This is a genomic window from Allokutzneria sp. A3M-2-11 16 (assembly GCF_024213555.1).
Taxonomy (GTDB): domain Bacteria; phylum Actinomycetota; class Actinomycetes; order Mycobacteriales; family Pseudonocardiaceae; genus Allokutzneria.
On the sequence record NZ_JANAVO010000022.1, the window covers coordinates 44,332 to 58,277 of the forward strand.

Annotated in this window: 12 protein-coding genes; 9 read left to right on the forward strand and 3 right to left on the reverse strand. The window is 71.5% G+C overall.

Annotated features, from left to right (window positions below; genetic code table 11):
- The first annotated feature begins 18 nt into the window (after positions 1-18).
- Entirely contained in the window at positions 19-1,524 is a 1,506-nt protein-coding gene (locus NLX83_RS38315) for a hypothetical protein (RefSeq protein ID WP_254240189.1), read from the forward strand.
- Here NLX83_RS38315 and NLX83_RS38320 read toward each other — a convergent pair.
- Positions 1,518-2,243, reverse strand: coding sequence for a VOC family protein (locus NLX83_RS38320; protein ID WP_254240190.1), 726 nt, complete (start codon positions 2,241-2,243; stop codon positions 1,518-1,520). The two genes, NLX83_RS38315 and NLX83_RS38320, sit on opposite strands and share 7 nt — an antisense overlap.
- Positions 2,244-2,457: 214 nt before the next feature.
- Here NLX83_RS38320 and NLX83_RS38325 point away from each other — a divergent pair, with 214 nt between their 5' ends.
- The 6 genes from NLX83_RS38325 to NLX83_RS38350 all read left to right on the forward strand — a co-directional run bounded on the left by NLX83_RS38325 (position 2,458) and on the right by NLX83_RS38350 (position 10,725).
- Entirely contained in the window at positions 2,458-3,765 is a 1,308-nt protein-coding gene (locus NLX83_RS38325; RefSeq protein ID WP_254240191.1) for a cytochrome P450, read from the forward strand.
- Positions 3,762-4,784 (forward strand): terpene synthase family protein, encoded by a 1,023-nt coding sequence (locus tag NLX83_RS38330; RefSeq protein ID WP_254240192.1) that lies wholly within the window; start codon positions 3,762-3,764, stop codon positions 4,782-4,784. The genes NLX83_RS38325 and NLX83_RS38330 overlap by 4 nt, the downstream gene beginning before the upstream one ends.
- A 127-nt stretch (positions 4,785-4,911) precedes the next feature.
- Positions 4,912-6,084, forward strand: a complete 1,173-nt coding sequence (locus NLX83_RS38335; RefSeq protein WP_254240193.1) for an AAA family ATPase — start codon at positions 4,912-4,914, stop codon at positions 6,082-6,084.
- Between the two features lie 149 nt (positions 6,085-6,233).
- On the forward strand, positions 6,234-6,866 hold the full coding sequence (locus NLX83_RS38340) for an MBL fold metallo-hydrolase (RefSeq protein ID WP_254240194.1): 633 nt from the start codon (positions 6,234-6,236) through the stop codon (positions 6,864-6,866).
- Positions 6,863-9,670: a helix-turn-helix transcriptional regulator gene (locus NLX83_RS38345; RefSeq protein WP_254240195.1), complete on the forward strand. Its 2,808-nt coding sequence runs from the start codon at positions 6,863-6,865 to the stop codon at positions 9,668-9,670. Before NLX83_RS38340 ends, NLX83_RS38345 begins: the two co-directional genes overlap by 4 nt.
- A 119-nt stretch (positions 9,671-9,789) precedes the next feature.
- Positions 9,790-10,725 carry a hypothetical protein gene (locus NLX83_RS38350; RefSeq protein ID WP_254240196.1) on the forward strand — a complete coding sequence of 312 codons (936 nt, stop codon included), beginning with the start codon at positions 9,790-9,792 and terminating at the stop codon, positions 10,723-10,725.
- A gap of 46 nt (positions 10,726-10,771) precedes the next feature.
- Here NLX83_RS38350 and NLX83_RS38355 read toward each other — a convergent pair whose 3' ends face one another.
- Positions 10,772-11,839: a cytochrome P450 gene (locus tag NLX83_RS38355; RefSeq protein WP_254240197.1), complete on the reverse strand. Its 1,068-nt coding sequence runs from the start codon at positions 11,837-11,839 to the stop codon at positions 10,772-10,774.
- Positions 11,840-11,950: 111 nt separating this feature from the next.
- On the opposite strand from NLX83_RS38355, the gene NLX83_RS38360 reads away from it, so the two are divergent.
- Both NLX83_RS38360 and NLX83_RS38365 read left to right on the forward strand, forming a co-directional pair.
- Positions 11,951-12,433 carry an SDR family NAD(P)-dependent oxidoreductase gene (locus NLX83_RS38360; protein WP_254240198.1) on the forward strand — a complete coding sequence of 161 codons (483 nt, stop codon included), beginning with the start codon at positions 11,951-11,953 and terminating at the stop codon, positions 12,431-12,433.
- Positions 12,399-12,533: an SDR family oxidoreductase gene (locus NLX83_RS38365; protein ID WP_308209453.1), complete on the forward strand. Its 135-nt coding sequence runs from the start codon at positions 12,399-12,401 to the stop codon at positions 12,531-12,533. Before NLX83_RS38360 ends, NLX83_RS38365 begins: the two co-directional genes overlap by 35 nt.
- A gap of 211 nt (positions 12,534-12,744) precedes the next feature.
- Here the strand turns inward: NLX83_RS38365 and NLX83_RS38370 are convergent.
- Positions 12,745-13,946, reverse strand: a 1,202-nt coding sequence (locus tag NLX83_RS38370) for an HNH endonuclease signature motif containing protein (protein WP_254240199.1), incomplete at its 5' end; no start/stop codon positions are given.

A 13,946-nucleotide genomic window follows, 5' to 3' on the forward strand; every position in this document is an offset into this window, starting at 1 on the left:
ACCGAACTAGGAGGACAGATGAGGCGACGTCTGCTGGCCGGCCTGTGCGGGTTGCTGGTGATCGGCACCGCCCAGGTGCCCATGGCCGACGCGAGGGGCACCGGGCGGTGTCCCGATGTCGTCGACGAGCGGCTCTTCACCAGTGCGAAGGCGCTGCGGGAGCTGAACGCGAAGGTCGCGAGCTTCGGGCTGCGGTCGACCGGTAGCACCGCGCACGAACGGCTCGTCGACTGGCTGGAACAGCGGCTGCGGCGGACTCCGGGCGTCAAGACGGCCTCGCAGGAGCTGCGAATCCTGCGGTGGCGACCTAGGGGCGGCGACCTCGCGACAGCCGGATCGCTGACCGCGGCCGACCGGCCGGTGACCGTGGCGGGGGCGATCCCCTACTCGCTGCCCGCCACCCGCGAGGGCGCTCTCGCCACCGTGCCGAGGACCGAACGGATCACCGCGGCCAACGCGGGCGGCAAAGTCGTCCTGCGCGATTTCCCCGCCGTGGACCGGGGGCACACGGCCGAAGCCGAGCTCGACCGCGACCTCATCGACGCGGGGCTGGCCGGGGCGGCCGGGCTGGTGATCGCGTTCGACCTCCCGCACGAGCAGGTCAAGGGTTACTGGGACCCGCACACCGGGACGCACTACCGCGTTCCCGGCGTCTTCGTCGGCGTCGACGAGGCCGAGCGGCTCAAGCGGGCCGCGGGCGCACCGGTGAAGATCGCGGTCAACGCCAGGATCGACCCGGCGAGCACGCGGACGCTGATCGCCACGTTGCCCGGCCAGAGCGAGGAACGCATCGTCCTGGGCACCAACACCGACGGCAACACGTGGGTGCAGGAGAACGGGACCGTCGCGATGCTGGCGCTGGCCGACTACTTCGCCCGGCTGCCGAAGCGGTGCCGTCCGCGCACGCTCGAGTTCGTGCTCGCCACGGGCCACCTGCACCGCTCCGTCGAGGGCACCGAGCACCGCGCGCGGACGCTGGACAAGGACTACGACGAGGGCACCATCGCGTTCGCCATGACGCTCGAACACCTTGGTACGCGGGAGCTCCTGCCGGTTCCCCGGACCAACGGCCCCGGGCGGGAACTGCGCTTCTCCGGAGCCGTCGAGCAGTCCGCGTGGTTCGCCGGGAACCCGTTGCTCGCCGAGACCGCGAACCAGTCGATCAAGCGACGCGCCGTGCAGCGCAGCTTCGTCCTGCCCGGGATCGACCGCCCCGATCCGGCGCGCGTCCCGCCGCACTGCTCCTTCGGCGGCCTCGGCACGCACTACCAGAGCCACCTGATCCCCACGATCGCGACGATCTCCGGGCCGTGGTCGTTGTGGGCGCCCTCCTTCGGCGCGGACGCGGTCGACCACGCCCGCATGCGCGAGCAGGTGCTCGTGGCCGGGGACAACGTGCTCGCCCTGGACGGCGTGCCCCGCGAGCAGATCGCCGGTGACTACCTCGCGCAGCGGAAGGCCCGGGCGGGGGGCGCGCCGACCTGCTCCCACGCGCTGCCGCCCGAGCAGGCTCCGGCTCAGTAGCGGGCGATCACCCACAGCTCGTTGCCGAACGGGTCGGTGAGGGCGGCCGACCGCCCGTACGGGGTTTCGTCCACAGTGGACGAAGTTCCGCCCGCGGCGGCCGCCCGCGCCAACGTCGCGTCCGTGTCGGCGACCTCCATCATCGTCACCCACGCCGTCGCTGGCGCGCCGGGCTCACCGTGGATGCCGCCGACCTCGTGGCCGTCCGGGCGGCGGAGGAAGGTGAAGTCGACGCCCGGCATGTCCTCGTTGCCGTCAAGGGTGAAGTCGAAAACCGTTGCGTAGAAAGCACGTGCTGCCTCCGGCCGGGCGGTGACGAGGTCGTTGCGGACCAGCGCGTCCGGCTCGTTCACCACGCGGCAGCCCGGCGAGGTCCGGCCCTGCCACAGGCCGAACCGGCCACCGGCGGGATCGAGCGCGAAGGCGGCGCGGCCCAGATCGGCGACGTCGTGCGGCGGGGTGAGCAGCGTGCCGCCCGCCGCGACGACGCGCTTGGCCGTGCCGTCGCAGTCGTCCGTCGCGAGGTGGACGTCCCAGCCCCGCCCCTCCCCCTGGCGCAGTCCGGCGACCGGCAGCCCGCGCAGCAGGCAGACCCCGGTCTCGCCGAAGGTCCAGCCGAAGACGGCCCCGTAGAAGGCCTGCGCCGCGGCGACATCCGCCACCGGGAGGTCGATCCAGGTGGGCGTGCCGAGCGGCTGGTTGTGGTCGACCTGGCTCATCGCGTTTCTCCTTCGGCGTGGGGCGGCGAGGAGAAAGCTACGAGCCCTGTAGGCCAGTTCCTGACCTAGATACCGATGCACTCGTTTGGGTGAACCCCATCGGAGCCAGTCCCGACAATCTCGTTGAGTGGGCAACCATCGCCACCCTGATGTGGGGATCAGGACGGGAGACGCACCGATGGGGAGCCGACAACAGGGCACGGGAGTCGCCGTCATGGGCACGGCTCCCGGGGCACTTCCACTGCTGGGGCACGCGGCCACACTGCTGCGCGATCCCCTGCGGTTCATCGGGTCGCTGCCCGCGCACGGAGACCTCGTCCACGTCCGGTTCGGGCCGCTGCGCGCGGTCGTGGTGTGCGATCCGGAGCTCTCCCACCAGGTGATCACCAACGAACGGGTCTTCGACAAGGAGGGCCCGCTGTGGCGCCGCGCCCGCGAGGTGGAGGGCGACGGCCTGATCACCACGGCGCGCGCCAGGCACCGCAGGCGCCGCCGCATGGTGCAACCGGCCTTCCACCGGGCCCGGATGCCGCACTACGCCACGATCATGACCGAGGTGCTCGCCGACGAGACCGCCGCGTGGCAGGACGGGCAGGTCGTGCCGGTGTCCGCGTTCGCGTTGCGGTTCACCTCCGAGACCACCGCCCGCGTCATGTTCTCCGAATCGGCCGACCCGGAGGCCGTCGCGGGCATCCGCGCCGCGCTGCCCGACCTCGTGGCCGGGGTGTTCCGGCGGATGCTCAGCCCGCTGAACTGGCTCCCGACCCCGGCCAACCGCGCGTTCACCAAGGCGCGCAAGCAACTCCAGGACAGCGCCGCCCGCCTGATCGCCGGCTACCGGGCGGGCGGGGAGCGCGACGACATGATGGCCGTGCTGCTCGCCGCCGAGCGCGACGAGACCGGAACGCCCGACGACGAGGAGATGGCGGCGCTCGTCACCGGCCTGTTCCTGGCCGGGACCGAGACCACGAGCGCGAGCGTGAGCTGGGTGATGCACCTGCTCGCCGAACACCCGGACGCGCAGGAACGGCTGCGGCGCGAGACCGAGTCGGTGCTGGGCGACCGCGTTCCCGCCTACGAGGACCTGATCCACCTGCCGTACACCCGCGCCGTGGTGACCGAGGCGCTGCGGCTCTACCCGCCCGCGTGGCTGCTCGCCCGCGTGACCACGAGCAGGACGACGCTGGGCGGGCACGTGCTCCCCGCCGGGATGAACGTGATCTACAGCCCTTACCTGATCCAGCGGCGACCGCGGCAGTACCCGGAACCGGACCGCTTCGACCCCGACCGGTGGCTGAGCGCGGCGACCGGGTGCCCCGGCTCCTTCCTGACCTTCGGTGACGGAGCGCGCAAGTGCGCGGGCGACACCTTCGCCCTGACGCAGCTGATGGTCGTGGCGGCCGGGCTCGTGCGGCGGTGGGAACTGCGGCCGGTGCCCGGACGGCGGAAGCGCCCGAAGGCCAGGGCCGTGCTGCACCCCCGGCACCTGCGGTTGCGGCTGAACCGTCGAGGAGCGGCGTGACCACTCGGACCGAGTCACCGACCATCACCGTGCAGTTGCCGCCGATGTACTTCCCCACGGCGCTGAAGGTGCACCCGCAGATCGACCTGCTGGAGGAACGGGGCCTGGCGTGGATGGCGCGCCACGGGTTCTGCTCCGACCCGGTGCAGGCGACGCGCGTCCGGGACAGCCGTTCCGCGCACTTCTTCGGTTACCTGTGCCCCAGAGCCGACGCGGACCGGTTGCAGGCCGCGGTCGACTGGGGCTACCTGATGTTCGTCTTCGACGACGTGGACAACGACGGCTTCACAGCGCTGGACCTCGCGGTGCGCATCGTCCGGACCCTCGAAGTTCCCGACGCGAAGGTCCTGCCGCCCGACAACCCGTTCACCGCGCCGATCGTGGACCTCGCGACGCGGGTGCACCGCGCCTGCGCCCCCGAGCACGTGCGGCGGCTGGTCGACAGCCACACGAAGTGGTTGCTCGGCGCCGCATGGGAAATCGCCGCGGCGCGGTACCGGCCGGAGATCAACGACTACCTGACCGCCCGGGTCATGTACGCGGGCGCCGAGCCGACCTTCACCTGGTTCCAGCTCTCCGAACCGACTGTCGTGCCGGAGCGCGAGATCAGCGCTCCCCGCGTGCGGGCGCTGACCGAGATGGCGGGCACGGTCGCGGCGATCGACAACGACCTGTACTCGCACGGCAAGGAACTCTGGGGGCGGCAGACCCAACCCGACCTCGTCGGCGTCGGCCTGGAGCTGACCGACCGCGTCGCGCTGCGGGACCGGATCGTGGTCAGGTTCTTCGAGCTGCGCAACGAGGTCCTGCCAACCGCGTCGCCCGCGCTCGCCCGGTACCTGCACAACCTGACGTGCACCCTGCGCGGCAACTTCGAGTGGGGCCTGGAGACCGGCCGCTACTCCAACCCGGACGGCGCGCACCCCGGCGCGATCCGCACGCTGGGCTCCGTCTCCCCCACCCCCTCCGCCGTCGGCCCACCGAACATCCCCTCCATCGAGTGGTGGTGGCAGGGGTAGGGGCGTCTTCAAGTACCCCCAACCCCCCTCCCAGCGGTCTCAAACCGCCCCCAACCCGCTCAACCCGGCGCCGGGCTGAGCGCACACCCGGCGGCCGCTGTCGGGGATGCGAGCTAGCTTCGGTCCCGTGCTCACAACCCTCGCCGTCGAGAACTACCGCTCCCTGCGCGACCTCGTGCTCCCGCTGTCCCGGTTGACCGTGGTGACCGGGGCCAACGGGAGCGGGAAGTCCAGCCTCTACCGCGCGATGCGGCTGCTCGCCGACGCCGCGCGCAACGGCGCCGTGGCCGCGCTGGCCCGGGAGGGCGGCCTGCCGTCGACGCTGTGGGCGGGCCCGGAGACGGTGGGGCGGGCGGTGCGCGAGGGCCGCGCGCCGGTCCAGGGCACGGTGCGGACGAAGCCGGTGGGGTTGCGGCTCGGCTTCGCCGGGGACGAGTTCGGTTACGCGCTCGACCTCGGACTGCCGGTCCCCGGTCCCACCGTGTTCAACCGCGATCCGGAGATCAAGCGCGAGAGCATCTGGAGCGGTCCGGTGCTGCGCACCTCCGCGCTGCTGGCCGACCGCGCCGGTCCGGTGGTGCGGGCGCGCGGAGCCAGCGGGGCGTGGGGCGAGGAGCACCACAGGATCGGGCTCACCGACAGCATGCTGAGCGAGTTCGCCGATCCCCGGGCGTCCCCGGAAGTGTTGGTGCTACGGGAAAAGATCCGCTCGTGGCGCTTCTACGACCACTTCCGCACGGACGCGGGCGCGCCCGCCCGGCAGGCCAGGGTGGGCACGCGCACGCCGGTGCTCGACCACGAGGGCGCGGACCTGGCCGCCGCGCTCCAGACGATCACGGAGATCGGTGACGCCGACGCGCTGGCCGCGGCGATCGACGACGCCTTCCCCGGATCGCGGATCAGGGTGGAGGTGACCGGCGAGGACGGGCGGTTCGAGCTGCGGTTCCGGCAGCACGGACTGCTGCGGCCGCTGGGCGCCGCGGAGCTCTCGGACGGGACGCTGCGCTACCTGCTGTGGGTGGCGGCGCTGCTCAGCCCCCGCCCGCCGGAGCTGCTGGTGCTCAACGAGCCGGAGACCAGCCTGCACCCGGACCTGCTGCCCGCACTGGCGGCGCTGATCGCCACCGCCGCGAAGAAGGCCCAGGTGGTGGTGGTCTCGCACGCTCGGCCGCTGGTGCGCGCGCTGGAGGTGATCGACGAGGACGCGGCGCTGCTGGAGTTGGAGAAGGACTTCGGCGCGACCGTGCTCGCCGGGCAGGAACGGCTGGACCGCCCGGCGTGGCACTGGCCGAAGCGGTGACCTCCGTCCGTCCTGGCGTGGTTGTTCTCTGTGTGGGAAGGGGTTGATTTCATTCGACACTGAAGCCATGAATACAACCGAATAGAGCGCTCGATCGTGACGCTCGATCGTGACCCCGTCGTGGCCAAGATCGCCGTTACGATCGGACAGTGCGCCAACTGGCACCCGGAGTGCGCCTGCTTCAGGGCCGACCCCGCCACCTGATGAACGTGTACCTGGTGGAGGACGTGCTCGTGGATTCGGGCACCCCGAGGGCGGCCGGGCGGATCTTCCGGCAGCTGCGCGGGACGCCGCTCTCGGCGCACGTGGTGACGCACGCGCACCCGGACCACTTCGGCTCCAGCCGCGCGGTGTGCGAGGAGTTCGGCATCCCGCTCTGGGCCGGGGCCAAGGACGCCGAGGCCATCGAGACCGCGACGCCCGCGCGGGCGCCCGGCAGGCTCCCCGCGCTGCTGGCGCGGACGCCGATGCCTCCGCCGTGCCCGGTCGCGCAGCACCTGGGCGAGGGCGACGAGGTCGCCGGGTTCACCGTCCTGGAGGTGCCCGGTCACTCCCCCGGCCACATCGCGCTGTGGCGGGAGAGCGACGGCGTGCTGCTCTGCGGTGACGTGTTCCTCGCGCTGCTGCGCGTCGGCGCGCCGCCGGACTTCCTGACCTGGGACCGCGAGCTCAACCGCGAGTCGATGCGCAGGCTGGCCGCGCTGCGCCCGCGCCTGGTGCTCTTCGGCCACGGCAAGCCGCTGCGCGAGGAGCCCGACCGGCTCGCGCGCCTGCTCCGATGAGCCGGGACGAGCCGACCCTGGAACGCGAGGGGGAGCTCGGCCGCATCGCCGCGTGCCTGGACTCGGCGGCCCGGGGCAAGGGCCACGTGCTGGTCATCGAGGGGCGCGCGGGCATCGGCAAGACCCGGCTGGTGCAGGACACCAGGGCGCTGGCCAAGGAGCGCGGCTTCGGCAGGCTCCAGGCGGTCGGCGACGCCCTGGAGAGCGCCATGGCGTGGGGCGTGGTCCGGCAGATGGTGGAGCGCTCGGTCTCCCGCTACAACGGCGAGGTCCGGGAGCGCATCCTGGCGGGCCCGTCCGGGGACGCCTTCGCCGCGCTGGACGCGGCCGAGGCCGATCCGAGCGAGGCCGAGCTGGCCAGGACGCTGCACGCGCTGTGGTGGGTGGCCGTTGACCTCTCCTCCACGCGACCGCTGCTGATCACCGTGGACGACGCGCACTGGGCGGACCTGTCCTCGGCGCAGTTCCTGGTGTACCTGTCGCGGCGGATCGCCGACCTGCCGATCGCGCTCGTCGTGGCGACCCGCCCGCCCGCGGAGAACACCGGGCCGCTGGCGCAGCTGAGCGTCTCGCGGCAGGCGGAGCGGCTGCTGCCACGGCCGCTGAGCCCGTCCGCGCTCGCCACCTCGGTCGCGGCCAGCGGTGTGCGCGCGGCACCGGAGGTGGTCACCGCGATGCACTCCGCGAGCGGCGGAAACCCTTTCCTCGCAAGGGTTCTGGTCGACGAGATGGCCGCGCTCGGACTGCCGTTGGACCAGCCGGAGACCGCCGAGCGGGTGGGCAGGCTCGGTCCGAGCACCGTGTTCCGGGCGGCGCTGGGCAGGCTGCCCGCGAACTCCGTGCGCCTGGCCGGGGCCGCGGCCGTGCTCGGCATCGGCAGCGATCCGTGGCAGGCGGGCGCGCTCGCCGACCTCGACGCGATGGAGCTGTCCGTCGCGGTCGAGTCGCTGGTCGCGGCGAACGTGCTGACGGGCGAGTCCGACCATCTCGTGTTCGTGCATCCCGTTGTGCGCGAAGCGGTTCTCGCCGACCTCGGGGCGGTCGCGCGCGCCGGGCTGCACGCACGCGCCGCGCGGGAGCTGTGGGCGGTGAAGGCCCCGGCCGATCGCATCGCGGCGCACCTCGCGCAGGCGCCGAGGGGGACGTTGCCGAATGCGGCGGAGGTGCTGCGCAAGGCGGCGACGGCCTTGCTCGCGGCGGGTGATTCCCGCACCGCCGCGGCACATCTGGCCCGCGCCATCGAGGAGAACCCGGACGACGCGGCGCTGCGGGCGGAGTTGGGCCGGGCGCTGATGCGGGGTGGGCGGGCCGAGGAGGCGCGCGACCACCTCCGGGCCGCGGCGGACGGCTTGCCCGACGCGGAACTCGTCGCCGCGGCGGCGTCGGCGACCATGGCCGTCGACGGGCCCGAGGCCGCGATCGCCGAGCTGACCGAAGCGATCGACAACCGCCCCGGCGGGCCGAGGGACGCGGGTCGGATGCACTTGGAGGCCCGGCTCGCGGTGATCCGCTCGTTCCTGCCGCACCAGCGCGAGGTGGCGTCGAAGCACCTGAGCGGCTACGCCACGCTGCCCGGCGGCACGCCGGACGAGCGGACCCTGCTCGGGTTGCTCGCGCAGATGGGGCGCTACGAGGTCCGGGACTCCGCGGAGGTCGCGGCCGTCGCGCGGCGGGCCCTCGCCCACGGCGCCTACCTCGACGACGCCACCGGCAGCATCGACGCGATGGTGGCGTGGCTGGTCGCCGTGCTCGCGCTGGTCTCCGCCGACGGGGTGGCCGATGCGCGGCGCGAGGTCGAGCGGGCGCGTCGGCGGGTGTGCGCGCACGGCTCGCCGATCGAGTTCTCCATGGTCGCCAACGCCACGCTGTTCCTGGACTGGCGGCTGGGCAACGTCACCTCCGTCGACGCGGAGTCCGAGGGCGCGCTCGCCGCCGTCGCCCTCGAAGACGCGTTGCCGCAGGTCATCGCGCTGCGAGCGACCGCGACGCACTTCACCGCCTACGCGGCCCTCGAACGCGGCGACGTCAACGGGGCCGCTGCCGCGCTGGCCCGGTTCGACGTGGAGCACGCGGACGGGCCGAAGATGATGCCGACGCTGTGGCTGCACGAGCCGAGGGCGCTCATCGCGCTCGCGTCCGGCGATCCCGTGCTGGCCAAGGAAGAGGCCCTGCTGCAACGCGACGCCTCCCTCGCGGCCGGGCTCGACCCGCCGACCATCCCGTGGCGGGATCCGGCGGTGCGCGCGTGCATGCTGCTCGGCGCGGAGGCGGAAGCTCTCGTCCTCGCGCGCGAACAGCTAGCGCTGGCCAGAAAATGGGGCGCCGCAACGGAAGTCGGTGCCGCGCTGCGGTTGTTCGCGCACGCCGACGTGGACAACCGGCTCGACGTGCTCGCCGAGTCCGTCGCGGTGCTGGAGACCTCTCCCGCGCGGTTGCAGCTGGCGCGCTCGCTGGTCGATCTCGGCGAGGCGCTGCGGGTTGCGCGGCGGCGCAGCGACGCCCGCGATCCCCTGCACCGGGGCATCGACCTGGCCACGGAGTGCGGCTCGATCGTGCTGCGCCGCCGCGCGGTGGAGGCCCTGGAGGCGCTCGGCGACCGGCCGCGCAGGCTGGTGCTCGTCGGGCGGGAGTCGCTGACCGCGAGCGAGCGCCGCGTGGCCGACCTGGCCGCGAGCGGGCGGGCGAACCGCGAGATCGCCCGAGAGCTGTTCGTGACGCCGAAGACGGTCGAGAACCACCTGGGCCGGATCTACACCAAGCTCGGCATCAACGGCCGCCGCGAGCTGGCCCGCGCGCTGGCCTGAGGGGACCCCCGATCCCCCACGCGCGGATGTGAGGGATCGCCCCTCATGCCCTTGGGGGGTCCGCCCCGCGACTCTTGTGTCATCGCCACGGAGGGTGGCTCACACAGGAGGTAGAAACCATGTTTCGCAAGGCCAGCACCCTGATCATCGCCGCTGCCGCCACCGCCGCCGTGTCGGCCCCGGGCACCGCGTTCGCCGACGACGTCATCGGGACGCCGCAGCCCTGCGTGAAGCTCAGCGACGTCACCGGCCCCGACTTCGACGTGAAGCAGTGCGGGGTCAGCGACGTCGACCAGTTCCGGGCCGGGCTGGAGAACAACGGCAACGCCTACTGCGGGCCCGCCTCGCTGTACAACGTGCTGCACTACTGGGGGCACGTGAAGAAGGCCCCGGTCGGCTGGCTCACCACCAAGGTCGGCAACCTGGACCCGAAGGACCCCGCCGACTACAACGTGATCACCAACTCGATCGGCCGGATCGGCGTCGACGCGAAGTACGACGGCGGCACCAAGCTCAGCAACCTTCAGACCGCGTGGAACATCGCGACCAAGCCCGCCCGCGACGCGAACTGGTCCACCGGTGTCGGCAACGTCAGCACCGCGACCTCGCCGGACTTCTCCGGGGAGCTGGCGAAGCGGCTGAACCAGGGTCCGCTGCAGATCGCCTACGGCCGCTACAAGGCCGGTCCGGAGTCGGGCAGCCTCCAGCGCAGCGGCGGGCACATCGTCACCGTGGTCGCGGCGAAGGGTTCGTTCAACGGCAGCACCGTGCAGCTGAAGCTGTCCGACCCGGGCCGCGCCGGTGACCACGGCGACGGCGACTACCTCAAGACGCAGTCGGACTACCAGCTGCTGGACGTCACCCTGACCAAGAAGTCGATCAAGGAGTACATCCCGGTCAGCGACAACGAGGAGACCGCCGAGGACGAGAGCCTGCAGCCGGGCACCTACCGCACCGTGACCCGCTGGGAGCTCACCGGCCCGCAGTACATCGGCAGCACCCGCCAGATGATCGAGAACTTCAACTGGTTCGTGATGGCCCCGCCGGTCGGCTGACCCGCGCGCACACGGCCCCGCCACCCCGGCGGGGCCGTTTCGCGTGTCACCACGCGACCCGCAGTTCGTGCACTCCTCGGATGAACGCGTCGTCCCGCATCGCCACCTCCTGCTCCACCAGCCGCAGTCCCGGGAACCTGCTCGCCAGCGCGGGCAACCCGACGCGCAGCTGCACCCGCGCCAGCTGCTGCCCGAGGCACTGGTGCACCCCGTGCCCGAAAGCCAAGTGCCCCTTGCCTTTCCGCCCCAGGTCGACCCGGTCGGGTTCGTCGAACCACCGCGGATCCCGGTTGGCCGCCCCGAGTTGCAGGGTGACCGCGTCCCCCGCCCTGATCAGCTGCCCGTCCAGTTCCACGTCCTCCAGCGCCGCCCGCACCAGGAACGGGATGACCGTGAGGTGCCGCAACAGTTCCTCCACCGCGGGCTCCGGCTCCGCGCGCATCGCCGCGAGCCCATCGGGTTGCCCGAGCAGCGTCAGCGTCCCCAGCGCGAGCATGTTCGCCGTCGTGTCCAACCCCGCGCCGAGCAGCACGACGCCGATGTTCGTCAGCTCCTCGTCGGTCAGCTCCGTGGTCGCCAGATCGCTCAGCAGGTCATCGGTCGGCTTGGCCCGCTTGGCTTTCACCAGCCCGCGCAGGAAATCCTGGAGCGCCGCGAACGACGTCACGACCGCGTCCCCGTCCCCCGAGCCCGTCACCACCATCGCGTGCTGCTGGAAGTGGTCGCGCTCCTCGTACGACACGCCCAGCATTTCGCAGATCATCTGCGCGGGCACCGGCTGCGCGTACGCCTCCACCAGGTCGACCGGCGGCCCGTTTTCCTCCATCGCGTCAAGGTGTTCCGCCGCGATGCGTTCCACCATCTCGGACAGCACCCGCATCCGCCGCACCGTGAACTTCCCGGTGAGCAGCCGCCGGTAGCGCGTGTGCTCCGGCGCGTCCATGTCGAGGAACGCACCGGGTTCGGCGGGCGGCAGCTCCGACCCGTCCGGCGCGAGGTGCATGAGTTCCGGCCGCGCGCTGAACCGCGGATCCGCCAGCACCGCCCGCGCCGTCGCGTAGTCCCGCGTCTCCCACCCCGAATGCCCGTCGGGATAGATCATCGGCTTCAGCACGGATACTCCTCCACGTAGCGTTTCTACTTCTCTCAACGTTTATAGCAGCTTATTTTCTCATCTCATTGCAATGACGATGAGCCCGAACGCAATTTCTGGCGGACTGCGCCCATGATTGACATCCGCCTCCGCGGCAAGGTCGTCCTGGTGACCGGCGCGAGCGCCGGCATCGGCGGCGCCATCGCCAGGGCTTTCGCCGCCGAAGGCGCCCGAGTGGTCGTCCACTACCTGGACACCGATCCCACTGCCCCGCCCGGAGTCCGTTGGGACCACCGGACCCCAGCCGCCCACGCCGCCGAACAACTCGCCACCGACCTCGGCGACGCGGTTGCCCTGCCCGCCGACCTCTCCAGCCCCAACGCGGCGGCCCGCTTGTTCGACGCCGCCGAGCACCACCTAGGCCCGGTCGAGGTCCTGGTCAACAACGCCGCCCACTGCGAGAGCCCCGACACCGTCGACACCCTGACCTTCGACGGCCTGGAACGCCACTACCGCGTCAACGCCGTCGCCCCGGGGTCCCGTCCAGACCGGCTGGATCACCAACGACGTCGCCGACCAGATCCGTTCTCTTGTCCCCTTAGGACGGTTCGGTGACCCCGAGGACATCGCCGACGCGGTCGTTTTCCTGGCCGCCCACCAAGCAAGGTGGGTCACCGGCCAGGTCCTCCAGGTCGCGGGCGGCCACGCTCTCTGACACTTTTCCAGCGTGGGGTCGGCTTGACCTGGGGCCCCTCGCGCGTGCCGGGGCCTGCCGGGCCGGCACGGGAGGAACCCGGCCCTCGCGCGCGAGCGTATGGCACGCGCACCCCAGGTAAAGCCTCCGATCCGTTGCGCCCCTTACCTTTTCAGCCCACGCCTGCACCACGCTGGAACCCTCACGTTCCAGCGTCACGCCGCACCCGGGGTTATAACATCAGTGGGCAGTCCACCCTGATGTTGCGTTGCGGCACCTGGTCAGGGTCGATCCACTTTGGAGGGGTGAAGCTCGGTATCCCATGCTCGAAGATGATCACCCAGTCTTGTGCGTGGATCACATGATGGTGATACACGCAGAGCAGGACGAGGTTGTCGAGGTCGGTCGGCCCTCCGTCGATCCAATGCACCACATGATGAGCTTCCGTCCATGCCGGAGGCCGATCACAGCCCGGGAAGGCGCATCCCTTGTCCCGCACCGCGAGTGCTCGTCGTTGGGCGAGTGAGGCCAGTCGTCGTCCGCGTCCGTAGGCGAGGGGTTCACCCTTCTCCCCGAGCACGATCTCAGCGATATCGGCATCACAGGCCATGTGCTGGGCCAGGTCCGGGGACACCGGCTGCCCGGTGTCAGTCCGAGCACACCCGGTCTTGTCCTTCAGGTTGTCCGCGTCCATGGTCATGACCAGCAGGGAACGCGGCAAGCCCGGGATGTCGTGGTGGGCCATCGCGATCGTCATCGCCTCAATGAACGCGTCGGCCAACCGCTGCTCGAAGGTACGCGGGTCTTTCTCCCCGTCCACGGACCGGGGTTTGGCCATGGCGAGCAGGAAGTTGGAGACCTTCTCACCCTCGAGCGGACCCATCGTGGCACTGAGGCGCACGCTCCCGTCCTTGCCACGGGACATCCGCGCCGCACGCCGCTCCACCGCCTCCCGCTCATCCCGATAGACACCATCAGGGTCAACCACCGTCCGCACATACTTCCCCGCGCGCTTCAGGAACTCCGGGTCCAACGTCGGCGCCACATCCGCCAACACCCGCTCCGCACCCTCCACATGCTCCGACGGGAGACGCTTGATCGCATCCGAGATCACCAACGCGTGTTCACCACTGATCTCCCCGGCATACACCGCCTCCCGGGTATTCGGGAGACTCGGCAACTCCCGCACCAACCTGGTGCGCCGCTTCGCCTCACCCGGATGGATCTGCAGCTTGGTGCACAACAACATCGCCAAGTCCCTGCACCCGTAGGTGGCGTGCAGTACACGTTCATCGGCCTGAGTGTTGGCGTCGGTTTGCACGGCGGTCAGGAGCCTGCCGATCGTCTCCAACTCCGACAGGAACTCCAGGTGGTCGTTCTCGGGCAACTGGTAGGAGTCGTTGGCCGCCAGCTGCGCGGCGAGTAGATCCTTGA

Excerpts from the sequence above, each read along its gene's own strand:
- NLX83_RS38345 (WP_254240195.1), top strand. The coding sequence starts at position 6,863 with ATGAGCCGGGACGAGCCGACCCTGGAACGCGAGGGGGAGCTCGGCCGC.
- NLX83_RS38350 (WP_254240196.1), top strand. The coding sequence starts at position 9,790 with ATGTTTCGCAAGGCCAGCACCCTGATCATCGCCGCTGCCGCCACCGCC.
- NLX83_RS38315 (WP_254240189.1), top strand. The coding sequence starts at position 19 with ATGAGGCGACGTCTGCTGGCCGGCCTGTGCGGGTTGCTGGTGATCGGC.
- NLX83_RS38325 (WP_254240191.1), top strand. The coding sequence starts at position 2,458 with ATGGGCACGGCTCCCGGGGCACTTCCACTGCTGGGGCACGCGGCCACA.
- NLX83_RS38360 (WP_254240198.1), top strand. The coding sequence starts at position 11,951 with ATGATTGACATCCGCCTCCGCGGCAAGGTCGTCCTGGTGACCGGCGCG.
- NLX83_RS38320 (WP_254240190.1), bottom strand. The coding sequence starts at position 2,243 with ATGAGCCAGGTCGACCACAACCAGCCGCTCGGCACGCCCACCTGGATC.